Below are 25,643 nucleotides of genomic sequence, written 5' to 3' on the forward strand. Positions count from 1 at the left end.
ACCGGTCAGCGCCGCTGACATGACAGCAAGGCAGGAGAAGGTATGGGAAAACCGATCGAAAAAAGGGCGTTCGAGCTGCTGCTGGCAGGCGTCTCCATCGCATTTGTCTGGATACTGCTGCCCTTTTTCAGCGCCATCTTCTGGGGTGTGATTCTGGCCCTGGTCTTTATGCCCCTGCAGCGACGCCTGTTGAGCCTCTTTGGTGGTCGACGCAATCTGGCGGCCATCACCAACGTCCTGATCTGTGTCTTTATCGTCATCATTCCGGTCACCCTGATCGCCGGCTCGCTGGTTCAGGAAGGCACCAGTGTCTATCAGCGCATTCGCTCGGGTGATCTGGATATTGGCGCCTACGTGGAACAGGCAAGACAGGCACTGCCGCCAACGGTCGATGGCTGGCTCGAAAGCACCGGCATGGGTGATCTTTCCCAGCTGCGCGACCGGGTCTCCGAGGGCGCTGCGCAGGGCAGTCAGATGCTGGCATCCCGAGCCTTGAGTATCGGACAGAACACCCTGCAGTTTTTTGTCAGCCTTGGCATCATGCTCTATCTGCTGTTCTTTTTGTTTCGGGACGGCATCCCGCTGGGGCGACGCATTCGCCAGGCCATTCCCCTGAGCGCACGCTACAAGTATCAGCTGCTCAACAAGTTCATTACGGTCACGCGCGCTACGGTCAAGGGCAACATCATCGTGGCCGCCACCCAGGGCGCCATTGGCGGCCTGGCCTTCTGGGGACTGGGCATTGAAGCGCCTCTGCTCTGGGGCGTCATCATGGCCTTTCTCTCTCTGCTGCCGGCGATTGGCGCAGCGCTGGTCTGGGCACCGGTGGCGCTCTATTACCTGATGACCGGCAACATTCTCGACGGGGTCATTCTGGTCTTTGTCGGGGTTGTGGTCATCGGCCTTGCCGACAACTTCCTGCGTCCGATTCTGGTCGGCAAGGACACCAAGCTGCCCGACTACGTTGTCCTGATCTCGACACTGGGCGGCATGGCGCTTTTCGGCATCAATGGCTTTGTGATCGGCCCACTGATCGCAGCACTGTTCATCGCGGCCTGGGATCTCTTCTCGCACGAAAAGGAAGAAGACGAAGTCGATACGGTTACCGAGCTGTCACCCACTTCTTCGGAAACCAGCGACACAACACCGCTGACACCCCGAAACATCAAACAGCCCGGGGAATGATCCTCAGTTCATCATGCCGGATGAGTGGTGGCGAAGACGTCGCCACTCGCAGACCCGCGCCCCCAGCGATGCCACAAGGCGTCGGGGGCCGGACCAGCGCTGACCACCGGCTTCGAGCGCACCACGCGCATGGCGTGTGCTGTCATCAAGCATCTGACGAACGATCGCACGTGACGTTTCATCTCCTGCTGGCAGTGCCGCCAGCTGGCGCTCCAGCGACTCGGCCTGCAGACTTTCCCCCATATTGACCAGCCCCAGTCCGCGGGCCTCGCTGCGCCGGCTCAGCAGCATGCCTGCGCCGAGCGAGGCCATATAATAAAAGGGCGTCAGCCTCGAGGGTCGCCCGCCCAGCTCCCGCAGTCGCGAGTCACACCAGTCCAGATGGTCAACGCCGCGAACCGACAGGTCATCCACCGGCTGATACCGGCTGCTCAGGCCCGTGGCAAAACGCTGGCCCTGATAAATGCCCTGACCGATAACCCGACCGCGATGATGATGGCGCAGTACCGCAATCGAGTGCCGGGCTTCATCGGTGGTCATCGGCTTGTTTTTCTCCCGTAGACCGGGTCTGGCGCGGCTGACACGCGTAGCGCCCGGCACCAGGGTGCGCAGCATGGTATCGAACTGATCAACAAGTCGATCGCTACGCGTAAATTGACGGGACATGGCACGTCTCCTGAAAAATCGCTCACGCTGAAAAAGGCAGCGGCTGTCCTGACTATAGTGACCATCTCCGCGGCCTGCGATCTCCAATCAAAAAGATGCAGTGTTTGACTGCGCCGCCGGCGCCAACGATCCAGGCGACCGCACTCAGCGCGCGGCGATTGATAAAGGGCACCGCGTCATGGGTAGCCCCTTGGCCATCTGCACGAACAGGCTGAACAGCACCTGAGGGCCGCCCGGACGCAAAAAAGCGCCTGCAGACATGGCCTTCAGGCGCTTTTGCCATATCAGCAGGGTTTCAGCCGGCAGGCCAGCTCATCTGACGTCCGCCCATCAGGTGGAGATGAATGTGGTAGACGCTCTGGCCGCCCTTCTCGTTGCAGTTCATGACCACCCGATAACCCTCTTCTGCAAAGCCCTTGTCACGTGCGATTTTTGCCGCAGCCAGGTGCAGTTTGCCCACCACTTCGGCATCGACTTCGGTCAGGTCGTTGAGCGTGGCGATCTCCTTTTTGGGGATGATCAGCACATGCACCGGCGCCTGCGGATTGACGTCGTTGAACGCCAGTATGTCATCGTCTTCATAGACGATGTCTGCCTTGATCTCGCGATTGATGATTCTGGAAAAAATGGTGGACATACAAACTCCCTGATCAGGAATGGATCGTTATCGGCGCCGGAAAGTCTAGCGAAAGCGCCGCTGTGCCAGCAGCGCCTCGATCTGCGGCTCCAGAATCAGCTCGATGGCCAGTGGCATTTGCGCCCCGGGCACCACCAGCGTACTGGGACGGGTCATGAAGGCCCCCGACAGCATGGTCAGAAGGTAGGGAAAATCGGCGCTGTCGCGGTCACGAAAGCGGATTACCACCAGGGATTCGGCATCGGAGGGGATCGCCTGCGGCTCGAAGGGATTGGAGGTATCCACCGTGGGCACGCGCTGAAAATTGATATGCGTGCGAGAGAACTGCGGCACGATGTAGCGCACGTAGTCCTGCATGCGCCCCAGAATCGTGTCCACAACCGCTTCATGAGAGTGGCCGCGCATGTTGATATCGCGGTCGATCTTTTGAATCCACTCGAGATTGACCGTCGGCGTTACCCCGATCAGCAGATCGACATGCTGGGCCAGATCGTGCTGACTGGACACCAGCCCGCCATGCAGACCCTCGTAAAACAGAAGATCCGTGCCGGTTGGCAGCGAATGCCATTCGGTAAAGGTGCCGACCCGATAGCCGGCCTCCAGCATGCGCTTGTCTTCGGCATGAATGTAGTGACGGTAGGTGCCGGTACCGTGTTCGCCGTATTCGGCAAACAGACGCTCAAGGCGATCCAGCAGGTTGGCCTCGACCGCGAAGTGAGAGAGCTCATTCTTGCGCTCGGGCTCGTCACGAAAGATACGCGCCAGGTCCTCGCGGCTGTAGCGGTGAAAGGCGTCCCCGTCGACAAAGGCCGCCTTGATCCCCTTGCGGGAGAACATGCGCTCGAAGGCACGCCGAACGGTAGTGGTTCCTGCGCCGGACGAGCCGGTGATGGCAATCACGGGATGCTCGCGTGACATGGCGCCTCCTGAGCTGCAGATCGGATCAAGATATTATTATTGATACCGGCCCGCGTCACACGGGCCGGTGTGCAGCACTATCGATCAATGGCACGCGCTGCAATGTCATGACGATAGAAACCGCCCTCGAACTGCATGGCAGCCACGCCCTCGTAGGCGAGATCGCGCGCGGCTTTCACGTCATCCCCGAGTGCGGTCACGCATAGCACGCGCCCGCCGGCCGTCTCGATGGCACCACGTTCGCTTTCGCGGGTACCGGCATGAAAGACATGGCATCCAAGGCGATGGGCCGCTTCGAAACCGGTAATGACATCGCCCTTGCGATAGCCTTCCGGGTAACCCTTCGCCGCCATGACCACGCCGACCGCGGCCCGCTCATCCCACTGGCACTGATACTGGTTCAGCCGGCCATCAAGGCCCGCCTCACAAAGCTCGAGCAGATCGGATTTGAGGCGCAGCATGATCGGCTGGGTTTCAGGGTCTCCGAAGCGGCAGTTGTACTCGATCACTCTGGGGGCGCCCTGATCATCGATCATCAGGCCCGCGTAGAGAAAGCCTGTATAGGCGTGACCATCAGCCTTCATGCCCTGGATGGTCGGCATGATGATCTCGCGCATGACCCGCTTGCGGACGCTTTCGGTCACCACCGGTGCCGGCGAATAGGCCCCCATGCCGCCGGTATTGGCACCGCTGTCGTTGTCGCCGACCCGCTTGTGGTCCTGGCTGGTGGCCATCTCGAGCACGTGATCGCCATCGGCCATGACGATAAAGCTGGCCTCTTCACCGTCAAGATACTCCTCGATGACCACCCGGGCGCCAGCATCGCCAAAGGCGTTGTCTTCCAGCATGTCCTGAACGGCGGCGCGGGCCTGCCCCATGTCCATGGCCACGATCACGCCCTTGCCGGCGGCCAGACCGTCGGCCTTGATCACGATCGGCGCACCCTGCGACTCAAGATACGCCAGCGCCGGGGCCACATCCGTAAAGCTCTGATAGCGGGCAGTAGGAATGTTGTGACGGGCCAGAAAGTCCTTGCTGAAGGCCTTGGAACCCTCGAGCTGCGCCGCCGCCGCACTCGGCCCGAAGATGCGCAGGCCCTCGGCCTGAAAACGATCCACCACGCCGGCCACCAGTGGCGCTTCGGGGCCGACCACGGTCAGCTCGACTGCCTCGCGGCGGGCTACCGCCAGCAATCCTTCGATGTCGCCGCTGGCAACATCGACGTTGCGAAGGCCGGGCTCGCGCGCGGTGCCGGCATTGCCGGGCGCCAGCAGCACCTCATCCACCCGCGGCGATTGTGCCAGTTTCCATGCCAGCGCATGTTCGCGGCCACCGCCGCCGATCATCAGTACCTTCATGCCGAAGCTTTCCTGCGTCATGGTTCAAGCCGGTTGCCCGTCTGTCCGGGCGCGTGTCGGGCGCATTATGTCAGAAAGCGCACGGGTCGTCCGCCCGGGCAAGCTGCGCTATCATCGCCGCCCCTGTCGATCCGCCCGTACCGTCTGGACATGCCACCATGAATCTCCTGCTGCTCACCCGTGACGATCTTGTGCCACCTGATCGAGCCTGTATCCACGATAGTCGACGCCTGCGTCATCTTCACGAGATCCATCGGGCCTCCGCCGGCGAGGAATTGACGGTCGGGATGACCGACAAGGGCATCGGTCGTGCCCGGCTGCTCGAACTGGAAAAGGACTGCGCCGTTTTCGAGATCCTGCATCTTGATACTCCCCCGCCGCCGCCGCTGCCGCTGCATCTACTGCTGGCACTGCCGCGCCCTCGCATGCTGGCACGCTCGCTTGAAAACATTGCCACCATGGGGGTCAAGCGACTGACCCTTCTGCACACGGCAAGGGTCGAGAAAAGTTACTGGCAGTCGCCCGAACTTCAGCCCGAGCGCATCGAGGCACATTTGCGCCTGGGCCTTGAGCAGGCCCGCGACACGATACTTCCGACGGTGGATTTCCAGCCGCGCTTCAAACCCTTTATCGAGGACAGATTGCCCGGGACAATTGCCGGCCACAGGGCCCTGCTGGCACACCCGGGTGTCGGGGAAAGCTGCCCGCGCGGGCTGCCCATGGACAGCCCCGTGACCCTGGCCATCGGCCCCGAAGGCGGGTTTATTCCCTATGAAGTGCAGCAGTTTCAGGCGCTGGGGTTTGAGGGTATCCATCTGGGACCGCGCATCCTGCGCGTGGAAACGGCAGTAGTTTCGCTGCTTTCAAGACTTTTCTGATCCCTGCTTCGTGACACGATTCGCGCTGGCCTTCACGCCGCCAGTGCTACTGCGCCGCCCTGGGCTGACTGATGCGCGCACGTGCCAGCGCATCCTCCCGCAGTAGATGACGCAGCGCTTCAAAAAGCTCCGGGGCATCACGCCTGCCGTCATGAATTTCCTCGACCAGCGCCCGCGCCCCGGCGTGGGAGTCGCTGCCGTCCAACGCCAGCGAGAACTGCTGTGACAGCGTCTCCCGGACCTGATCCCAGATGGAGATACCGCGATGCTGCTGGCGAGCAATGATCGACAGCGCATTGGCCACCATCAGGGCCGAGTGGCGGGCATCACCATTCAGTGCCGGAATGACCTCTGACTTGAGCGTCTCTCGCGTGATCGCCATCAGATCGCAGGCATCGTCGTTGAGTGCCGACAGCGCCCCCCAGGCCCCGGAAAGTGTTGGCGATCCGGCTTCGTTGCCGGACTCGGGCAAAAGTGCCGGGTCAACACCGGCTTCAAGCGGGATCAGGCGCAGCAGATCAAGTTCGAGCCCCGGTAAAAGATGTGTCGTCAGCGCCAGTTCCAGGTCGGGCTGCATTCCGCTGTCATGACGTGCTCCCTGTTCCAGCGCGATCACGGCCCAGCGCAGCGTCGCCAGGATGATCCATCGATCAAGCTGGTCACGCTCGAAACGTTCACCTCCGGCGCCCTCATAGCCTCTGACCAGGGCCTCGATCGAACCCAGCCCGCCGGCCTCGAGCGCACTTGCAAAGCGCCAGCACGGCGCACAGAACCAGCCAATATCGGCCAGCGCATCATTGGGCCCGGCAAACTCCCAGTCCAGCACGGCCTCGAGCCGGTCGTCATTGACCAGAAAATTGCCGGTGCGAAAATCGTTGTGCGCCAGTACGGTTTTTGACGGTGTGGGGGGATGGCGTTTTAGCCAGCGCAGCGCCCATGCCAGCGTCGGCTGTGGTTCGGGGATCTGCGCCAGGCGGTTCTGATAGTCAGCCAGCTGCCTTGAGACCACATTGACACCATCACATGACTGTCGCTCGTCATCAGACAACGGCAGGGCGTGAATGCGCGCCAGCTCTGCCCCGAGCGCCTCGACCAATGGTTCAAGGCCGCCGTCACCAGCCCGGGCGACCAGCGACCGGGGCGAGGCAACGCCTGCCACGTGTCGCATGATCATGAAGGGACGCCCCAGAATGGCGTTGTCCTGACACATCCACAGCGGCTCGGGCACGCAAATGCCGTAGCGCCAGGCGCGCTTGAGCAGCGCGAACTCCTCTTCGCGGCTGGCGCTGATCGCCAGCGGCGCCCGGGCGTCGCTGCGCAGCACCCAGCGCTGCTCCCCTTTCATGGGGCCGCCGATCACGCTCACCTGAAGCAGACGGTTGTCCTGGACGGCACCGCCGCCCAGGGGTCGCTGCGAGTTGATCGTGACCCACTCGGCTCCGGCCTGCTGCGCCAGCCAGGCGTTCAGGGCTGAATCCGGATCGGTATCACTCACCTGCCACCTCCCAGCGCCAGAAGTCGTTGCCTTCGCTGCGCAGCATGCGCGCCATCAGCATCTGGTGGACCTCGGTGGCGCCATCGACGATGCGGGCCTGCCGCGCGTAGCGATAGATCCACTCGAGCACCGTGTCCTGCGAGTACCCCCTGGCACCGTGCACCTGAATGGCCACATCCACCGCCTTGTTGAGCACGTTGGAGACCGCAACCTTGGCCATGCTGATCTCCTTGCGGGCAAAACTGCCCTGATCGAGCGCCCAGGCCGCCTTCATCACCAGCGTTCGACCGATCTCGATCTCCATGGCCACCTCACCCAGCGAGGTCTGGATGCTCTGGTTGTCCGCCAGCACGCTTCCAAAAGCCTGACGGGTCTCGACATGTCCAAGCGCTTCTTCCATCGCACGCCGCGCCAGCCCCAGCCAGCGCATGCAGTGGGTCAGCCGCGCCGGGGCCAGCCGGGTCTGGGCCACCTTCATGCCCTCACCCACACCCAGCAGCACCTGATCATCGGGAATCTCGAGCCCGTCGAAAATCAGCTCACAGTGGCCGCCGTGTTCCTCGGGACCCATGATCGGAATACGGCGTTTGATCTCCCAGCCCGGCTGGTCGCGGTGGAATAGAAAGACGGTCAGCCCCTTGCGAGCGTCATCGCTGGTGCGGGCCACCAGCATGAAATGCTCGGCAAGCCCGGCACCGGTAATGAACCACTTGTGACCGTTGATGACCCAGCGGTCGCCGCGGCGCTCGGCACGGGTCTGCATCATGCCGGCCATATCGGAACCGGCACCGGGATGCGGCTCGGTCAGGGCAAAGGCACTGCGAACACGCCCGTCAACGATCGGCTGCAGCCAGCGCGTTTTCTGCGCCTCGGTGGCTACCTTTTCAAGCACCATCATGTTGCCATCGTCAGGCGCCACGGCATTGAAGCAGACCGGCCCGAAAATGGAGCGGTTCATCGCCTCGTAGCAGGCCGCCATGCCCACCATGGAAAGCCCCATGCCACCGCGATAGCGCGGCATCTGAGGTGACCAGAGTCCGGCGTCCTTCACCTCGCCGCGCAGCCGCTTCAGGTGGTGATCCACGATGTTTTCATGCTCATCAAAATTGGCCCGATCCTGCTCCAGCGGCAGGATACGCTCCTCCACGAAGGCACTGATGCGCTGACGGTACTGCTCGATATCCCGGGGGAGTGAAAAGTCCATGTGGTGTCCAGACAGGTAGGAAAATGGGCGTCAGAGCGAGCTGACCATGTGGCCGCCATCAACGGTAAGCACGCTGCCGGTCATGTAGCTGCCGGCGTCGCTGCACAGCAGCAGCAAAGGACCATCCAGGGTGTCAGGCGTGCCCAGGCGCCGCTGGGGAATGCGTCGAATCAGCTTCTGCCCCTGCTCGCTCTGAAAAAAATCATGATTCAGCGGCGTATCGATATAGCCCGGCGCCAAGGCGTTGACCCGAATGCCGTAACGCGCCCATTCCAGCGCCAGATTTTTGGTGAGCTGGATCAGTCCGGCCTTGCTGGCGCTGTAGGCTGCCACGTGACCTGCCGAGCGCAGCCCGAGAATCGAGGCCACGTTGACGATCGCACCGCCCCGTCCCTGTGCCTGCATGTCGCTGGCAACCGCCCGGGATACGCGCATGGCACCGTTGAGATTGGTATCGACAATGTCATCCCAGGCGTTCATGTCGCGTGACATCGCCGACGTCGTATCGGTAATGCCGGCGTTATTGATGACGATATCCGGCCCCTGCCCTGCCTCGGCGATCAGCGTCTCGAGCGCGCGCTGAACGTCCTCGTCATCACGAATGTCCATGTCACACACCCACGCCCGGATGCCCTGATGCCGCAGCTCTTCGGCTCGAGCCTCCAGAGGCGCTCGACGACGCCCGGTCAGCATCAGCGATGCCCCGGCGCTGCCAAGCACCTGACTGAAATGCGCTCCCAGACCGCTGGCAGCGCCTGTAATCAGTGCCACCTGCCCTTCAAGCCGCAGGCGCGTTTCGATATCCGCTGTCATGACAACTCCAGCCCTGGTCTCAATAAACACCTGTCCATGACCGCCCTCGATTACATGCAACATTAAACATAAACGATTAATGCCATCGTGGACGTCAATATTAATAATAACTTTCAAACTACGACGTATAGTTCACTTCAAATGTGCCGGACTGATCATGTTGTTCATATAAAAGCCACAACCGCCAACACACGTTTATATTAAACTGTAAAAAAAGCCTTTAACCTTTCTGACACTTGATTAAATCAGCACTGATTAATGTTGACCTGCCCCCTGATACCTCATGATCTTTTTTAAATCATCACTCTTGGGCTTTATTTATTTAAATCTTTTTTCATTTAAATAATAAAAAAGATAAACCAATCATCGCGTGGAGATATGGCCTTGGATAACTCCTTTAGATTACAAACGTCGTCATCCCCCCCACAGGGTGAAAGTAATCATGTTCCCCTTTCGCCTATCAGCTTTCTGGAACGAGCCGTTCGGATTCATCCGGAGCGTGTTGCCGTTATCGATGAAGAGGTCACGCTCACCTATCGAGCGTTTTATCAGCGCTGCTGCCGGCTCACCGGCGCCCTGCAGGCTCTGGGGATTGCTTCTGGAGAAGTCGTCTCGACGCTGGGCATGAACTCAAGGGCCACGCTGGAGGCCCACTACGGCGTACCAATGGCGGGCGGCGTTCTCAATGCCATCAACGCAAGGCTGGATGGTGCCTCGATTGCCTTCATCATGGCGCATGCCGAAACACGGATACTGATCTTTGACCGCAGCCTGCGCAGCACGGTGGCCGCAGCGCTTTCGCAACTGACGTCACCTGCGCCGCTATTGATCGAGATCGAAGATGGCAGCGGGGAAGCCTCCCTGCAGGCACTACCGGCATCGCATGACTACGAAGCGCTGCTGGCAGGGGCAACATCATGGGTTTCGAAGCTGCCCGGTAATGAGCATGACTGCATCGCGCTCAACTACACCTCGGGGACCACGGGCAATCCCAAGGGCGTGATCTACAGCCATCGCGGCGCCTATCTCAATGCACTGTCCAACACGCTGACGCTGAAGATGGACGACCGCACGGTCTATCTTTGGACGCTGCCCATGTTCCACTGCAACGGCTGGACCCATACCTGGGCGGTGACGGCGGCCGGAGGTACTCACGTCTGCATGCGTCGGGTAGAGCCGGCCCGGGTGCTGGACATGATTCATACCCGGGGCATTACCCACATGGCCGCGGCGCCCATCATCATGACCATGCTGCTGGATCAACCGGAGGCTGCTACCCCTCTCCCACACGCCGTGACGCTGGCCACGGGCGGTGCACCACCCAACTCCGCCACCATTGCCCGCATGAGTGCGCTGGGTTTTGACGTGCTCCATCTTTACGGCATGACCGAAACCTATGGTCCTTCGCTGGTCTGTCAGTTTCAGCCGGAGTGGGCCGCCATGACCCATGAGGCACGGGCGCGCCTCCAGATCCGCCAGGGCGTGGGCACCTTCTCGATCGAGCGCGTCGCGCTGAAGGATCCGGTCACTCATGAGGACGTGCCCGCCGACGGCCGGTCACTGGGCCATCTCATGCTGCGCGGTAACACGATCATGCAGGGCTACAACAAGAATCCTGACGCGACCCGTGAGGCCATGGGAAGAGGCTGGCTCGATACCGGCGATATTGCCGTCATGCATGAGGATGGTTATATCGAGATTCGCGATCGCGCCAAGGACATCATCATCTCGGGCGGCGAATCGATCTCATCGATCGAAATCGAGGAGATCATGATGAACCATCCTGCCATCCGGGAGGTGGCCGTCATCGCCAGACCCCACGAGTTCTGGGGCGAGACACCGCACGCCTTCGTGGTACTCGTCACCGGCGCGGACGCTCTGGACGAGACCGAACTCCTGAGCTGGTGTCGAGCGCACATGGCACACTTCAAGGTGCCACGGCACGTCACGTTCCAGACGTCGCTCCCAAGAACTTCGACCGGCAAGCTTCAAAAATATGCCCTGCGCGAGCATCAGAAAACGCAGATGGCAACAGCCTGAGTTCGTTTGCACGCCCCCTGCCCGGCAGGGGCTTTTTGTCAGGCGCGATCGGCCGAGCGACGCCGCTGATACTGCTGACGCAGCGCCACCACGCGCCCGGCCAGTCGAGGCGTCCGGCGCAGCAGAAACAGCAGCCGCTGCGGCGCTGAAATGGCCTGATGATGCATGCTGGTGGTGATCGCCTCGCGAAAACCGCGATAGCGGCCGGCCTGAAGATACTCCACCGAGGCGTAGTACCAGCGCCGGGCCATGGCGAGCGTAATGGCTGGCGTATGGGAAGCATCCAGCATGGCAGCGAGATGGATCATGCACTCGGCATGGCGCGCCATGAGCGCCTGATGACGCTCGTAGCGACGGTCATCCTCCAGCTGACGCTGCTGCTGCGACCACGAGCCCTGCGCCTGCGTGCGATAGACCGCCATGACTTCAGGCAGATAGAGCGCTCCCCCCGATTGGGCCGCCAGCACCTGGAGATAAAAGTCTCCGACGGGGGCTGTGGTATGGAACCATTCGGGCAGGCGTTCCAGCACGTTTCGATGCAGCATCAGCGAAGGCGACGGACAATAGTCCCCGGTATGAACCAGCAGCTCGTCAAGGTCCACCACACGCTCACGATTGCGACTGTCCTGCTGATCGATATGCAGACGCTCCTGCTCGGGACCGCGCCGGATCACGTTGTGATAGCTGATCTCGATGTCGGGTCTGGCCTGCATGGCGCGATACTGTCGAGCCAGTTTTTGATCATCGTTCCAGAAGTCATCCCCCTCACATAGCGCCAGATATTCCGCCCTGGCAAAGCCTGCCGCCAGCGGCATGATCCTGCGCCCCTTCTGGTACTGGTTCTCTTCACGCAATATCGCTCGAAGTATACGAGGGTAGCGTTGGGCGTACTCATCGACGATATCGGCCGTACCGTCGGTGGAGGCATCATCGTGAACGATGATTTCAAAACAGAAATCCGTTTTCTGGCGCAGAAACCCCTCAATGGCCTCCCGGATATAGCCGGCCTGATTGAAGGTCGTGCAGATGACGCTGACTTCAGGCGTCTCCACGCCGGTCGGCCAGTGACCGATAATCGCCTCTTCAGTGGGTAGCTCGGGCATGCTTTCTCTCCTGCACTCGGCGAATGATCATGTCCCTGCCTACCGGGGAAACGACGGCATTGACCAGTAAAATGGCAATACCCATGCCCATCAGGCTGACAAATATCCAGGGTCTGGACAGTGACCACAGGGAAATCCCCAGCCCCTGATAGAGCAGCAGCATCAGCGCCGTGGTAACCGCACAGGGCAGCACATCGCGGGTCATCCAGTCACAATGAATGCCCGGGGCAAATCTTGCGTGCACGAAGGGCGTCCAGAGCAGAAACGAGAGCAGGCGAAAAGCACACCAGGCGACAGCCACACCGATGGCCTGCCACTGCCAGGCGGCCACCACGACCACCGGTACCACGATCAGAACGGAGACCGTATTGTAGATGACATGCAGGCGCAGCCGGCCGTGGGCGTACTGGAGATAATACTGAAAGGCGCCGATGGCAAGCAGACCATTGCCCAGCGCATACCAGAGCAGAATGGGCGCCCCCCATTGGGCGGCCTCCATGTTGCCGGTCCAGGCATACAGCAGCTGCCCGCCGTAGAGCGCCACCATGCCGGCCACCGGCAGCAGCGTGGCGGCAATGAACTGGGATGCATGCCGGTAAAGCCGCAGCATCTGCGCCTCTTCCTGGCTGGCCAGAAGCCCCGTCATCCGCGGCATCAGGGCGCGACTGATCGGCATGGTCAGCGTCATGATGGCATTGGCCACCACCACCACGAGAGTGAAATAGCCATACTCCGACAGCGGCAGAAACGACGACAGCAGCAACTTGTCGAGCTGCGTCATCAGTACCCAGATACCGGCCGTATAGGCTACACCGCCGGCAAAGGGCAGCACCGGGCGCAGCACCGCCCATGAAAACCCCTGCCACTGCTCGTGCCCGCCCAGCAGGCGATAGAACATCACGCCCAGCACCACCAGTTCCAGCAGCGCAATCACGATCTGATATTCGAAATAGGCACTGGGTTGCGTGCTGACAAACTGCAGGATCAGCAAAACGCCCACAAATTTGCAGGTCGCGATCACGACATTGACCACATTCAGCGACACCTGACGCTCCAGCCCCTGGATGCCGCTTCGATATAGTGATGCCACCCAGCGCATGCCGACCATGAGCCCCATGAGCACGATGCACCAGGTCACCTCATCGTGAGATAGCGTCTCGACCTTGAGCCAGTGCGCGGCGAGCCAGTCACTGCCCAGCGTGATCGATACCATTATCACGACCGCCAGACCCAGAAACACGATCTCGAGACTTCTCACCAGCCCTCGAAGCTGCTGCCACTGCTCGCCCTGATGGGTCGCCGCCCTGGCCGTCTCGCGGGAAAGCGTGGGCGACATGCCCATATCAAACAGACCAAGCCATGCCTGTAAAACGATAAAGAATCCGACCAGCCCGTAGGCTTCTTCACCCATCCAGGCCAGATAAAAAGGATAAACCACGATACCGATCAGCGTGGTGTAAAGCTGACCGGCATAGTTGGCAAGCGCGTTGGCCTTGACCGACACGTCATACTCCTGTCAAACGAAACCGTGGGTCATGTAGCTCGAACGTTTCGAACCGGATCCGGTGCCTGCATGGGGGTCAGCGCCTTGAGTCCAAAGGTCCCGACGCGAGCTACGGCAGGCGCCGCTGGCAGCCCGAGTGCAAGACGCACCAGCATATCAGGATAGTTCGCGCCGGCCAGATGCGAGAAGGGATAGCCGCCGCCGAAGCGGGCGTTGAATTCGATCACGGCCAGGCGATCGCCACTGACCATGACGTCAACATCCAGATTGCCCACATGGCCCAGTTGACGGCCCAGACGCTCGCCCAGTCGCATCAGGGCCGGCATGTCGACGACCTCGGCCACATCTGTCTCTCCGGAGCGCATGCGTACCTTGCGCTTGACGGTGGTCACCACATGATGGCCTTCAAGGTCATTGAAGACATCGAGACCGTACTCCTGCCCCGGCACGCCTTCTTGGATCAGTACCTCTCCATGACCGTCCTTCTCGAGGACGCGATCTTCCATCATCGTGAGATAACTGCGGGCAATGGCGCGACGGGTATGTTCGTAAAAGAAAGTCAGCTCATGGGCGTCACGGGCTGTCTGCACCCCGATGGACCCCATGCCCCAGCGGGGTTTCACAAACAGCGGCCAGCGCACCTCGCCGGCCTCGACAGCCTTCAGCGCCGATGACAGCGTGGCCCAGGTACGCGGCCCGTCGAAACCGTGCTCCTGCAAAAAGATCTGGGTGCGCCACTTGTCATTGGCAATATCGACCACCGCCTCGTTGGAGACGGCGACCCTGATGTCATGCTCGGCAAATCGCGCCCGGGCGGCACTGAGAAACGGCAGATCGATATCAAACAGCGAGACCACCAGCCCGACATCCTCCTTGATGGCGATCTCCAGCAGCGCCTCGATGTAGCCGGGGTCATTGACCGCAGGCACTTCATGGGCACGGTCGGCACGCCACATGCCATCGGTCATGGGGTCGCTGTTGGCCGCGATGACACGCCCCTGTCCGGCAAGCGCCTCGCGAAAGTAGTCCACGAGGTAACCGCGTCGACCGACGCAGGACAACAGTACGTTCATGAGCCCTCCCTGGGCGAGCCGCCGTGACGGTATAAAGCGCTAGCGGGCATGATCGGATCGATCCATGAGCGGCATGGTCAGCTGCAGCGACTCAACGCCCCACTCGTTGGTTTCCACCCGCTCGACCACAAACCCCATCTCTTCATAGAAGGCCAGAATTTTGCCCCGATGCCATGTTCTGGCGCGCAGATCATGCATGCCGGCCTGCCGACAGGATTCGATACCCATCGTCAGCAGCGGTCGCGCAATGCCGCTGCCCCGATACTCCGGCAGTACGCCGATAAAGGTGGCATAGGCCTGATGGTGCGCCCGGTCATTGGCGTAGCAGGCGATGGCACCCACCACTTCCTCACCGTCCAGCACGTAGTCTACCTCGGCCAGACGCAGCAGCTTGTCGACATAGTCAGGCAGGTGATGCTGCTCCGAAATGGGCGGCGTGAACTCCTTTTCGACCTGCTCGATAAAGCGCAGGAAGGCCTCGGGTGACAGGGCACGGTCGCGATGACGATGAAAGGCAAGTTCGGGGGCATCGTGGCTCATGCGGTCTCCAGTAGCAGGGCATCTTCAAGGTGGCGCATGACCTGCTCGGCATCCTCACCGGTCATGGCCACAAAATTGGGCAGACAGAGCACGCGCGAGGCGACATCTTCCGCCACGGGCATGGCGGGCGCGACTCCGCTCACGGCCTCGACCCGGTTGAGCGCCGGATAAAAATAGCGCCGCGGGTGGATATCGCGCTCGGCCAGATGGTGCATCACGTTTTCAAGCTGCGCTTCGCTACGCAGCAGTATGGGGTAATAGGCGTGATTGATGTCAGCTCCCGGCACCAGCCCCGGTCGCACAACCTCAAGGCCCCTGTCGTCAATCCACTGATCATAGATAGCGGCAATGTCGGCCCGGCTGGCGAGAATATGATCAAGCCAGGGCCAGAGGGCCAGACCCATTGCCGCGTGCGCCTCGGAGCCCTTGGCGTTGATGCCTGCCCCGCCCGTCTGTCCGAAGGCCCGCAGTGACGCAATGCGCTCGCCAATCTCGGCGCTGCGGGTAAAGAGCGCCCCGCCCTCGATGGTGTGAAAGAGCTTGGTTGCATGGAAGCTGGTGATACTGATATCACCATAATCCAGCAGGCTGCGGCCAAGATGATGTGATCCAAAGGCGTGCGCGCCATCGTAGATGACTTTCAGACCGTACCGGCGAGCAACGGCCTCGATGGACTCGACGTCACAGGGATGACCATAGATATGCGTGGCCAGAATGGCGGAGGTGGCCGGCGTAATCGCCGCCTCGATGCGGGCCGGATCAAGCGTCAGCGTCTGCGGATCGATATCGACAAACACCGGCGACAGGTCTTCCCACAACAGCGCATTGAGCGTTGCTACAAAGGAAAACGGCGTCGTGATGACCTCGCCTTCCAGCGCCAGCGCCTTGAACGCCAGCTGCAGGGCCAGCGTGCCGTTGGCCACAAAATGGCAATGCTCAATATCCAGCCACGTCTGTAGATGCCGTTCGAAGGACTGCACCAGCGGCCCGTGGTTGGTCAGCCACTGACGTGCAAACATGTCGTTGATATAGCGCTGATAGTCCGCTTCCGGGGGCAGGAAGGGACGCGTAAAGGGAATCATGCTGACTCCAGCAGCGAGATCAGATACTGCCCATAGCCGTTTTTCTCCAGTGCACGCCCCTGCCTCATCAGGGCATCGCCATCGATCCAGCCGTTGCGCCAGGCGATCTCTTCGAGACAGGCCACCTTGTAGCCCTGACGCTTCTCGATGGTTTCAACGAACTGTGCAGCTTCCAGCAGGCTTTCGTGGGTGCCGGTATCAAGCCAGGCAAACCCGCGCCCCAGCAGCTCGACGTTGAGATCCCCGCGCGCCATGTAAGCCTGATTGACGCTGGTAATCTCGAGCTCGCCGCGGTCGGAGGGTGTCACTTCACGAGCGATGTCGACGACATCGTTGTCATAGAAGTAGAGCCCAGTGACGGCGTAACGTGACTTGGGCTGTTTCGGCTTCTCCTCCAGCGACAGCACACGCTGATCGCTGTCAAATTCGACGACACCGAAGCGCTCCGGATCACGCACCTGATAACCGAATATGGTGGCGCCGCTGCTGCGCCTGGCCGCACGTCTGAGACGCGGCACGAAGCCGTGTCCATAGAAGATGTTGTCGCCCAGAATCAGACAGACATTGTCATTGCCGATAAACGACTCGCCGATCAGAAACGCCTGTGCCAGCCCGTCCGGGCTTGGCTGAGCGGCGTATTCGATCGACAGGCCGAAGCGCTCGCCATCCCCCAGCAGACGCCTGAACAGGGGCTGTTCAACCGGGGTGGTGATGATCAGCACCTCCCGGATACCCGCCAGCATCAGTATCGACAGCGGGTAGTAGATCATCGGTTTGTCGTGAATGGGCAGAAGCTGCTTCGAGACGCCAAGCGTCAGCGGATACAGGCGCGTGCCGCTGCCGCCGGCCAGAATGATGCCTTTCATATCGTCGCTCCCAGTCCATGACGCTGGCGGGTATCCGCATTCTCGACGCCCTGACACCAGTCACCGTGACTCAGAAACCACCGCACGGTCTTTTCGATGCCGCTTTCAAAGCTTTCCCGGGGGCGCCAGCCAAGCTCGCGCTCGATATGCGAAGCATCGATGGCATAGCGACGGTCGTGCCCGGGGCGGTCTGCGACGTGTGTAATCAGGTCATGAAAGCGACCGACGCCTTCCGGATGCGGCACTTCCAGACGTTCGAGCACATCGCAGATGGTGGTCACCACATCGATATTGCGGCGCTCCTCGTGACCACCGATGTTGTAGCTGCTGCCGATGGCGCCCTGATGCATGACCCGATGAAGCGCGCGGGCATGATCCTCGACGAACAGCCAGTCGCGGATCTGATGCCCCTCTCCGTAAACCGGAATTGCACGCCCCTGAATGGCATTGAGAATGACCAGTGGAATCAGCTTTTCCGGAAAATGCCACGGCCCATAGTTGTTCGAGCAGTTCGTGATCAGGGTCGGCAGCCCGTAGGTACGCTGCCAGGCGCGCACCAGATGATCGGCACTGGCCTTGCTGGCGGCATAGGGCGAGCTGGGCGCATAGGGGGAGGTTTCACTGAAGGGGGCGGCGTCCGATGCAAGATCGCCGAATACCTCATCGGTTGACACATGATGAAAGCGAAAACGCTCGCGGCGTCCGCCTTCGAGGCCTTCATACCAGTTGCGCGCGGCTTCCAGCAGGTTAAAGACACCCACGATATTGGTATCGATAAAGACAGCCGGGCCGTCGATGGAACGATCCACATGTGACTCGGCCGCCAGATGCACCACGATATCCGGCTGCCAGGTCGAGAACAGCCGATCCAGCGCCGGGCGATCACGAATGTCGACCTGCTCCAGTCGATAACGAGGATTCTGATCAATATCCTGCAGGGTGGCGGTGTGTCCGGCATAGGTCAGACAGTCAACGTTGATGATACGACACGTATCATGGGCGATCAGATGACGTATCAGCGCCGAGCCGATAAATCCGGCGCCCCCGGTAACCATAACTGTCTGCATGATTCTCGATCCCTTGATCCCATCCCATCGATCCGCCCTTCAGGGATCATGAATCGAGAGAATGGTCATCCGTGGCAGTCTGTCCGATGTCGCGTATTATTAACACGACATAATATTAACCACTGAAAGTTCAGACAGCATTTATTGCGTTATAAAACCGAGAATAGACAAATAAAACGCTTATTGATTGTGCTGAAACAATCGTGAATTACCAGGCTTTCGGCAGACTGACAGACTCTTGCACTTGATAATCATAAAAGAATGACGATTCCCAGGAGTTTCTCATAAAAAAAGCGCGCCCGTTGACATCAAGGGCGCGCTTTTTTGGAGGCTTTATCATTCAACAATGTTTAAGTGCTATATATAAGTCAACGCAGGTTCAGAATCGTTTAAAACAGTTTATATCCACCAGAACCGAACAAACGTTAATTGATCACTGTTTTAAAGTAACTATGCCAGCATGAGTAACAACAGAATGGACAGATGCGAGACAACCACGACCACGGTCAGCAGCGTACGAAGCGAGGTATACCAGGCGGGCAGGCGCTCCACGCTATCACTCTGCGCTTCATAGAGCCGAATCAACAGAAAACCGGTCATCAGTGCCAGCAGGGAGAACTGCGGACTGAGCATCAGCGCCGGCCAGGCCAGCAGTGACGGCGCCATGGCCACCACCATGCGAGAGCTGAAGTGATGGCTGCTCTCATGATCGAGACTCATGGCCACCCCCCAGTGTATGCCGCCCAGAAATGACAGGATCACGGCGCTGTAATAGAGAAATGCCTGCAGCGCGATCCCCTGCCAGCCGGGGAGTGACAGCACGACAACCCCGGCAAGACCTACAAAGGGGATCAGCCCCGCGATACCCAAGAGCCAGGGTAGTGTTGCAACCTTTTTTCCAGACAGCATGGTGGGATCAATATCCAAAAAGTGGTAGCAACAGAATAGCAATGCCCGGCGTCTGACGATATGTCAGGCTCTGGTGTCGGAGCCCCCCTTCCCGCTTTCACTGCCACCGTCGTTCGGCGCGTCAGTCTCCGCGCCCCTTGCCGTCTTTTTCAGACCGCTGTGCAGACGATGGCTCAAAGGATTGTAATTGGGCCGCAGCTCATCCTTGGAGGTTCCTTTCCAGAGCTCGATGCCGACAAAATAGCCGGCGCGGCCGATGGCGTGCGCCGCCACGGGCGCGGTCATCAGCACAAAGAAGGTGATGGCAATCGTACGAGCAAACACGACCTCTTCAAGAAAGTGCAGCGCCACGCCTGCCATCAGCAGCATGACGCCCAGAGAGGCGCCCTTGGTAGAGGCATGCATACGGGTCAAGAGATCCGGCAGCCGGACAATGCCGAGCGCGGCAACAAACATGAAAAGGGAGCCGGCCAGCAGCAACAGGCCCTGAAGCAGTTCAATCATCCCGACGCCCTCCTCGCTCCAGAAAACGGGCAAATCCGATGGTGGCCAGAAAGGACATCAATGCCACGACAATGGCGACATCCAGAAAGCTGGTCTCGTCGCTTTGCAGCGCATGGATGCCGATAATGCCGACAATGATCATCGACAAAAGCTCCAGCGCCACGACCCGGTCCGGCAGGCTGGGGCCGATCACCATGCGCACAAAGCAGAGCACCATGGAGACGGACAGAATGGCAAAACTCAGATGGGTCAGTATCTGCATGCGTTCCTCATCGTGTTCACGGTGGTCACGATCATCGCAACACCGCCAGTGCCCGTCGCTCCATTTCGCGCAGATCGCCTCTCAGTGACTGCTCGTCATCCAGGAACATGGCATGAATGAACAGCACCCGACGGTCATCGGAGATGTCCAGACTCAGCGTGCCCGGCGTCAATGAGATCAGATTGGCCACAAACGCAATCTCGAGATCTGTCTTCGCCTCCAGTTCGAACGCGATCACGCCTGGCGTCATGTGCCATGGCGGCGTAACGACGTCAAAGGCGACCTTGAAATTGGCCATGAACAGTTCACGCAGAAAATAAAAGACAAAGGACACGATCCGTGGCAGACGGGTGCCATACCCCTTTAAACCGGGTAATTGATTCTGCAACAGCAATATGACCAGATAGCCGAAAGCCAGGCCGGTCAGCATCCCGCCCATGCTGAAATCACCGCTTAGCGCGATCCATGCCACCGCCAGCAGCAGATTGGATAAAAGCCCCGTCATGGCTGCTCTCCCAGAACGGCATCGATGTAGGCCTGCGGATCAAGAAGCTGCGCTGCAGACGCCTCTGCCACATCGTAAAGCAACTGACCATTGAGTCCGATGAACACCGTACAGGCTGCCAGCCCCACGACCGGCAGCAGCATCAGCCACAGGTGACGCGTGGCGACCGGCGCCATCGCTTTCGAGGCGTCCTCTTCTTCGGGCGCTTTTTTCCAGAACACCTCGGCCCAGATCTTGGTCATCGAGTAGAGCGTCAAAAGCCCGACCAGCAGAGCAACCACCGTGATGGTGAAGTGGCCGGCCTCGATGCTGGCGCGAATCAGCACGAACTTGGCAAAAAAACCTGACAGCGGTGGCACGCCGGCCAGCGACAGCGCCGGGATCAGAAAAAGCACCCCCAGAAGCGGCCACGCCTTGTAGACACCGCCCAGTCGCTTGAGATCATGCGTCCCCTTCAATCGATAGACCACGCCACTGATCAAGAACAGATTGGTCTTCACGATGATGTGGTGAAGGATATAAAACACCCCGCCAACCAGCGCCAGCGGTGTAAAAAGGGCCAGCCCCATCATCATGTAGCCGATCTGGCTGACGATGTGAAAGGAAAGGATACGGCGAAATTCGAACTGCGCTGCTGCCCCCAGTACGCCTGTAATCATGGTCAGGCCGGCCCCCCACAGCAGAATCTCGTGGGTGAAATCCACCGACTGATTGAACATCAGGGTAAAGACACGGAACAGCGCATAAACGCCGACCTTGGTCAGAAGGCCTGCAAACAGTGCCGAGACGGCCACTGGAGGCGTGTGATAGGCCGCCGGCAGCCAGAAGAACAGCGGAAAGGCCGCCGGCAGCCAGAAGAACAGCGGAAAGGCCGCCGCCTTGATGCCAAACGAAATCATGAACATGACCGCGATCACATCGATCAGCGTATTGTCCTCGACCAGGGCAATGCGACGGGCAATGTCGGCCATGTTGAGTGTCCCCAGCAGGCCGTAAAGCAGTCCGATGGCGCTGAGGAAAATCACCGATGACAGCAGATTCAGTGTCACATATTTGATGGCCCCTTCCATCTGGGCACGCTCGCCGCCCAGAATCAGCAACGCGAAGGAGGCCAGCAGCATCACCTCAAACCAGACGTACAGATTGAAGATATCACCGGTCAGGAAGGCCCCTGCCACACCGGCCAGCAGCAGGTGCAGCAGCGGATAGTAGCCGAAGGTTTCATGACCACGCCCGATGGTCGGTAGTGAAAAGAGCGCCACGGCGAATCCGATAATGCCGGTCAGGACCACCATGATGGCACTCAGAAGATCCGCCACCAGCGTGATGCCAAAGGGCGCGGCCCAGCCGCCGGCATTCATGATCACATATCCCTGAGACTGAACGCTGACAAAAAGCCAGATACCAACGCCCAGCAGCGCTGCCGTACCGGCAATGCCGATCAGACGCTGCATCAGACGCGAGCGCCAGAACGCCATCGACAGCGCGCCTGCCGTGAGGGGGATCAGTATGGGGAGTGCGACTTCCGGGCTCACGTGTCGGTATCCTTCATCTGGTCCAGATCATCGACCCCGACGACCTGATAGGCACGGCGAATCAGTACCACGGCAAATGACAGGACGCCAAAGGCGATCACAATCGCCGTCAGTACCAGCGCCTGCGGCAACGGGTCGGCGATAACGTCTCCCAGTGGATCACCGTTCATGGGAATCAACGGGGGCGCATCACGCGTCATGCCCGCTACGGTAAAGATCAGGAGATTGGCCGCGTTGGAAATCAAAATCAGCCCGATGACCAGCTTGACGATCGAGCGCCGCAGCATCATGTAGATGGCCGTGGCGTAGATCACGCCGATAACCACTGCCATTACGGGTTCCATGGAGCGCCCTCCTTCGACGATATGCGCGCATCATGTCTCATCCTTGTCGACCTCCGTCAGCGTGATCACGGCTGTCAATACCGACCCCAGCACGACCAGGTAGACACCGATATCGAAAATCAGCGGCGTCGAGAGCTTCAGACCCATCACGTCCCACCACTGGGCGGTCAAAAATGGCTCACCCTGCCACCAGGCCGGAAAGGCCGAGCCCACGCCCAGAAGCAGACCGATACCGATGCAGTCACGCGGATCAACCCGCAGCAGGCGCCGGGTTGCCTGTGGGCCGTTGACAAACTGATGCAGCGCGAAGGCGCCGGCCACGACCAGCCCGGCGATGAAGCCACCGCCGGGCTCATCGTGACCGCGCAGCAGCAGAAAAAGAGAGAACAGAATCTGTAGCGGCACCAGCGTCTGTGCGGCTACCGTCAGGATCAGAGTGCCCGTTTTCATGGTGCCTTCTTCTCTTTTGCCTGCAGTCTGAGCATGGCCAGCACGCCGATGGCCGCCAGCGACAGTACGAAAATCTCACCCAGCGTATCCAGCGCACGGAAGTCGACCAGGATGACATTGACGATGTTGTGGCCATGCCCCAGCGGCTCGCTGTTGTCGATCATGTACTCGGAGATGGAGGTAAATAGATGCCCCTGTCCCAGTATCGTCAGAATCAAAAGCGTCATGAGCACGCCTGTACCGACCGCCACCAGCATGTCGCGCACTCGTTCCATGGGCGTCGACAGACTTGAAAACTGCGGCATCCGAAAGAGCACCAGAATGAGCAGGATCACCGTCAGGGTCTCGATCAGAAGCTGTGTGATCGCCAGATCCGGCGCGCTGAAGAGCAGAAAGATCAGGGCAATACCAAACCCCATGACGCCGGCCGCGGCCACGGCCGCCAGACGCGAGCGCATCATGCAGGCCACCACTGCGCTGGCGGCGGTGACCAGCGCCACGACCACTTCCTGCAGGCGAACATCCAGTTCAAACTCCAGCACCGGACCATGGCGCGCCAGTAGCGTATAGCCGGTCAACCCCACAAAGCTGAGCAGGGTCAGAATCAGATAGTTGCGCATATAGCCGCTCTGCAGCAGACGGGTCTGCCACTCGGACACGCGCACCAAAAGATCCATCAGCTTCCAGTACCCGGCCTCCGGACCGCGATCGAGCACCGGACTGAATCGGTGGATCACACCGCGTACGTCCGGCCAGCGCCAGCACACCAGAAGCCCGATGCAGAGGCTGAACATCGACATCATCAGCGCCGTGTTGATGCCGTGCCAGAGATACAGGTCCGTGACCACCTCACTACCGGCAACGGCACTGGCCGCGGCACTCAGAAGGCCATCGCCGGCAAGCCAGGGCATGAATCCCAGCAACAGTGACAGCCCGGCCAGCACACAGGGCCCGGCCAGCATGGACAGCGGCGCCTCGTGCGGCGTTTTCGGTGTGGTCTTTAACGCGCCGAAAAAGGGCCGCAGCGCCACGATGCCGGCAGCCGCCACCACCAGCACGGACGCCAGCAGACTCATGCCGATCAAAAAGCCGGTAAAGCGGGGGGCATCAAGCACTGCCTCGAACATCAGCTCCTTGGCCACAAAGCCAAACAGCGGAATCACACCGCCCAGCGACAGGGCCGCCACAAACGCACACAGGGCTGTGACCGGCATGGCGCGACGCAGCCCGCCCATTTCATCGATATCCTTGGTGCCCGTCTCGTGATCGAGCGCCCCCGCCACCATGAACAGTGCGCCCTTATAGAGCGAATGGGCGGTCAGAAAGGACACAAATGCGATCATTGCGGCCTCACCGCCGATACCCAGCAGCATGGTCAGCGTGCCCAGTGCCATAACCGTGGAATAGGCCAGCACCTTCTTGATGCCCGTAAACCGGATCGCCAGAAAGGCACCCACTACCATGGTGATCGCCCCGACGATACACAGAAGGGTCATCCAGACCTCGGTACCGCCCAGCCCGGGCTGAAGCCGCGCCATCAGATAGATGCCGGCCTTGACCATGGTCGCCGAGTGCAGATAGGCCGAGACCGGGGTGGGCGCGGCCATCGCATTGGGCAACCAGAAATGGAACGGAAACTGGGCCGACTTGGTAAAGGCACCTCCCAGAAGGCACAGCAGCATTGGCAGATAGAGCGCATGCTCGCGAAGCGCCTCGCCATCATCGAGCAGTGTCTGAAGCGACCAGCTGCCGCCCACCACGTTCAAGAGAATCAATCCGCTGAGAAGTGCCAGGCCACCGGTAAAGGTCACCAGTAGCCCCTGCAGTGCAGACTTGCGGGCCGCAGCGTCCTCGTGATTGAACCCGATCAGCATGTAGGAGGTAATGCTGGTCAGTTCCCAGAAGACAAACAGCGTCATCAGGCCATCCGCCATGACCACGCCGAGCATGGAGGACATAAAGGACAGGATCAGTACATAGAAACGGGCAATCTGCGGATGGCCATGCAGGTAGCCACTGGCGTAGAGAATGATCAGCGTTCCGATGCCGCTGATCAAAAGACCGAACAGCAGTGACAGGCCATCCAGCCAGAAACTCAGGCTCAATCCAAGACTCGGCGCCCAGGCCTGCTCAAAGTAGATCCCCCCCGACTGCAGCACTGCAGGTGCCAGCGACACCAGCCAGAGCGCAACGGCGGCAGGATAGAGCGCCAGTACCATGCCGGTACGGCTGCCACACCAGCGGGACAGGAAAGGAACCAGAATGGCCAGAACAAATCCGGTCAACACGGCAATCTGCATGGTGCGCTTCTCTCCTCGCGTTACCTGCTGTCACAGCCTGATCGCTTCGCGTGGCATCATGGCGACGGCCCAACATCTCTGCCTTTTCATGGAAGAAAGCAGCAAATCGGACCTGGTATGCTATGGTAGGCTTGCATTACAGACGCAATGGCATCCCTTTTTCAATCATTTAACCTTAAGATTAAGGTTTGACAATAAAAAGCGTCACTGCACGTGATGGACGGGTATTGCCAGCACGCCATCGGCAGGGGAGAATCACCTAACTGCTTGATGTCATTGCATAGCGCAACATTCTGCAAATGATCAATAACAAGGGCCGACCCCCAACGAGGGAAACGGCTGCCGCCTTGTGGCGGGTTTCTGCCTGAGACCTTTGACCGGCTCCAGCAAGAAATCAATAACACA

Annotated in this window: 25 protein-coding genes; 3 read left to right on the forward strand and 22 right to left on the reverse strand. The window is 60.0% G+C overall.

Going from position 1 to position 25,643, the window contains the following annotated elements; genetic code table 11:
• Positions 1-42: 42 nt before the first annotated feature.
• A complete protein-coding gene (locus BM079_RS09580; protein WP_090133430.1) occupies positions 43-1,185 on the forward strand; it encodes an AI-2E family transporter in 1,143 nt (380 codons plus the stop codon).
• A gap of 3 nt (positions 1,186-1,188) precedes the next feature.
• Here BM079_RS09580 and BM079_RS09585 read toward each other — a convergent pair whose 3' ends face one another.
• The 4 genes from BM079_RS09585 to purD all read right to left on the reverse strand — a co-directional run bounded on the left by BM079_RS09585 (position 1,189) and on the right by purD (position 4,764).
• Positions 1,189-1,851, reverse strand: coding sequence for a 3-demethoxyubiquinol 3-hydroxylase (locus BM079_RS09585; protein WP_090133433.1), 663 nt, complete (start codon positions 1,849-1,851; stop codon positions 1,189-1,191).
• A 295-nt stretch (positions 1,852-2,146) separates the two neighbouring features.
• Positions 2,147-2,488, reverse strand: coding sequence for a histidine triad nucleotide-binding protein (locus BM079_RS09590; protein WP_090133435.1), 342 nt, complete (start codon positions 2,486-2,488; stop codon positions 2,147-2,149).
• Positions 2,489-2,533: 45 nt separating this feature from the next.
• Positions 2,534-3,406 (reverse strand): phosphoribulokinase, encoded by an 873-nt coding sequence (locus BM079_RS09595; RefSeq protein ID WP_090133437.1) that lies wholly within the window; start codon positions 3,404-3,406, stop codon positions 2,534-2,536.
• Between the two features lie 77 nt (positions 3,407-3,483).
• On the reverse strand, positions 3,484-4,764 hold the full coding sequence (gene purD / locus BM079_RS09600; RefSeq protein ID WP_090134203.1) for a phosphoribosylamine--glycine ligase: 1,281 nt from the start codon (positions 4,762-4,764) through the stop codon (positions 3,484-3,486).
• Positions 4,765-4,922: 158 nt separating this feature from the next.
• On the opposite strand from purD, the gene BM079_RS09605 reads away from it, so the two are divergent.
• Positions 4,923-5,642, forward strand: a complete 720-nt coding sequence (locus BM079_RS09605; RefSeq protein ID WP_090133440.1) for a 16S rRNA (uracil(1498)-N(3))-methyltransferase — start codon at positions 4,923-4,925, stop codon at positions 5,640-5,642.
• A gap of 46 nt (positions 5,643-5,688) precedes the next feature.
• Here BM079_RS09605 and BM079_RS09610 read toward each other — a convergent pair whose 3' ends face one another.
• The 3 genes from BM079_RS09610 to BM079_RS09620 are packed head-to-tail and all read right to left on the reverse strand — an operon-like array spanning position 5,689 to position 9,154.
• On the reverse strand, positions 5,689-7,137 hold the full coding sequence (locus BM079_RS09610; protein ID WP_090133443.1) for a phosphotransferase: 1,449 nt from the start codon (positions 7,135-7,137) through the stop codon (positions 5,689-5,691).
• On the reverse strand, positions 7,130-8,341 hold the full coding sequence (locus BM079_RS09615) for an acyl-CoA dehydrogenase family protein (protein WP_090133445.1): 1,212 nt from the start codon (positions 8,339-8,341) through the stop codon (positions 7,130-7,132). Before BM079_RS09615 ends, BM079_RS09610 begins: the two co-directional genes overlap by 8 nt.
• Positions 8,342-8,371: 30 nt before the next feature.
• On the reverse strand, positions 8,372-9,154 hold the full coding sequence (locus tag BM079_RS09620; RefSeq protein ID WP_090133448.1) for an SDR family NAD(P)-dependent oxidoreductase: 783 nt from the start codon (positions 9,152-9,154) through the stop codon (positions 8,372-8,374).
• Between the two features lie 384 nt (positions 9,155-9,538).
• Between BM079_RS09620 and BM079_RS09625 the strand changes: the two genes are divergently transcribed.
• Complete coding sequence (locus tag BM079_RS09625; RefSeq protein WP_217639672.1) at positions 9,539-11,194, forward strand: AMP-binding protein; 1,656 nt, start codon at positions 9,539-9,541, stop codon at positions 11,192-11,194.
• Positions 11,195-11,232: 38 nt separating this feature from the next.
• On the opposite strand, the gene BM079_RS09630 is transcribed toward BM079_RS09625, so the two are convergent.
• The 15 genes from BM079_RS09630 to BM079_RS09700 all read right to left on the reverse strand — a co-directional run bounded on the left by BM079_RS09630 (position 11,233) and on the right by BM079_RS09700 (position 25,238).
• Positions 11,233-12,297, reverse strand: coding sequence for a glycosyltransferase family 2 protein (locus BM079_RS09630; RefSeq protein ID WP_090133452.1), 1,065 nt, complete (start codon positions 12,295-12,297; stop codon positions 11,233-11,235).
• Positions 12,278-13,801 carry a lipopolysaccharide biosynthesis protein gene (locus BM079_RS09635; protein WP_090133454.1) on the reverse strand — a complete coding sequence of 508 codons (1,524 nt, stop codon included), beginning with the start codon at positions 13,799-13,801 and terminating at the stop codon, positions 12,278-12,280. Before BM079_RS09635 ends, BM079_RS09630 begins: the two co-directional genes overlap by 20 nt.
• Before the next feature lie 29 nt (positions 13,802-13,830).
• Complete coding sequence (locus BM079_RS09640; protein ID WP_090133456.1) at positions 13,831-14,874, reverse strand: ATP-grasp domain-containing protein; 1,044 nt, start codon at positions 14,872-14,874, stop codon at positions 13,831-13,833.
• Between the two features lie 39 nt (positions 14,875-14,913).
• Positions 14,914-15,414, reverse strand: a complete 501-nt coding sequence (locus tag BM079_RS09645) for a GNAT family N-acetyltransferase (protein ID WP_090133459.1) — start codon at positions 15,412-15,414, stop codon at positions 14,914-14,916.
• Positions 15,411-16,496 (reverse strand): DegT/DnrJ/EryC1/StrS family aminotransferase, encoded by a 1,086-nt coding sequence (locus BM079_RS09650; protein WP_090133461.1) that lies wholly within the window; start codon positions 16,494-16,496, stop codon positions 15,411-15,413. The genes BM079_RS09645 and BM079_RS09650 overlap by 4 nt, the downstream gene beginning before the upstream one ends.
• Positions 16,493-17,362, reverse strand: coding sequence for a glucose-1-phosphate thymidylyltransferase RfbA (gene rfbA, locus BM079_RS09655; RefSeq protein WP_090133463.1), 870 nt, complete (start codon positions 17,360-17,362; stop codon positions 16,493-16,495). Before rfbA ends, BM079_RS09650 begins: the two co-directional genes overlap by 4 nt.
• Positions 17,359-18,429, reverse strand: coding sequence for a dTDP-glucose 4,6-dehydratase (gene rfbB / locus BM079_RS09660; RefSeq protein ID WP_090133465.1), 1,071 nt, complete (start codon positions 18,427-18,429; stop codon positions 17,359-17,361). The genes rfbA and rfbB overlap by 4 nt, the downstream gene beginning before the upstream one ends.
• Before the next feature lie 450 nt (positions 18,430-18,879).
• Complete coding sequence (locus tag BM079_RS09665) at positions 18,880-19,338, reverse strand: DUF3429 domain-containing protein (protein WP_090133468.1); 459 nt, start codon at positions 19,336-19,338, stop codon at positions 18,880-18,882.
• Positions 19,339-19,401: 63 nt separating this feature from the next.
• Positions 19,402-19,842 carry a monovalent cation/H(+) antiporter subunit G gene (mnhG, locus tag BM079_RS09670; protein ID WP_090133470.1) on the reverse strand — a complete coding sequence of 147 codons (441 nt, stop codon included), beginning with the start codon at positions 19,840-19,842 and terminating at the stop codon, positions 19,402-19,404.
• Positions 19,835-20,104, reverse strand: coding sequence for a monovalent cation/H+ antiporter complex subunit F (locus BM079_RS09675; RefSeq protein WP_090133472.1), 270 nt, complete (start codon positions 20,102-20,104; stop codon positions 19,835-19,837). Before BM079_RS09675 ends, mnhG begins: the two co-directional genes overlap by 8 nt.
• Before the next feature lie 31 nt (positions 20,105-20,135).
• The gene (locus tag BM079_RS09680) at positions 20,136-20,609 is read right to left on the reverse strand and encodes a Na+/H+ antiporter subunit E (protein WP_090133474.1); all 474 of its coding nucleotides are present in this window, start codon (positions 20,607-20,609) and stop codon (positions 20,136-20,138) included.
• Positions 20,606-22,144 (reverse strand): proton-conducting transporter transmembrane domain-containing protein, encoded by a 1,539-nt coding sequence (locus tag BM079_RS09685; RefSeq protein WP_090133476.1) that lies wholly within the window; start codon positions 22,142-22,144, stop codon positions 20,606-20,608. The genes BM079_RS09680 and BM079_RS09685 overlap by 4 nt, the downstream gene beginning before the upstream one ends.
• Positions 22,141-22,488, reverse strand: a complete 348-nt coding sequence (locus tag BM079_RS09690; protein WP_090133478.1) for a Na+/H+ antiporter subunit C — start codon at positions 22,486-22,488, stop codon at positions 22,141-22,143. The genes BM079_RS09685 and BM079_RS09690 overlap by 4 nt, the downstream gene beginning before the upstream one ends.
• 30 nt (positions 22,489-22,518) lie before the next feature.
• On the reverse strand, positions 22,519-22,938 hold the full coding sequence (locus tag BM079_RS09695) for a Na+/H+ antiporter subunit B (RefSeq protein ID WP_090133479.1): 420 nt from the start codon (positions 22,936-22,938) through the stop codon (positions 22,519-22,521).
• On the reverse strand, positions 22,935-25,238 hold the full coding sequence (locus tag BM079_RS09700; RefSeq protein WP_090133481.1) for a putative monovalent cation/H+ antiporter subunit A: 2,304 nt from the start codon (positions 25,236-25,238) through the stop codon (positions 22,935-22,937). The genes BM079_RS09695 and BM079_RS09700 overlap by 4 nt, the downstream gene beginning before the upstream one ends.
• Between the last annotated feature and the right edge of the window lie 405 nt (positions 25,239-25,643).

This window comes from Kushneria avicenniae (assembly GCF_900112585.1).
Lineage (GTDB): Bacteria > Pseudomonadota > Gammaproteobacteria > Pseudomonadales > Halomonadaceae > Kushneria > Kushneria avicenniae.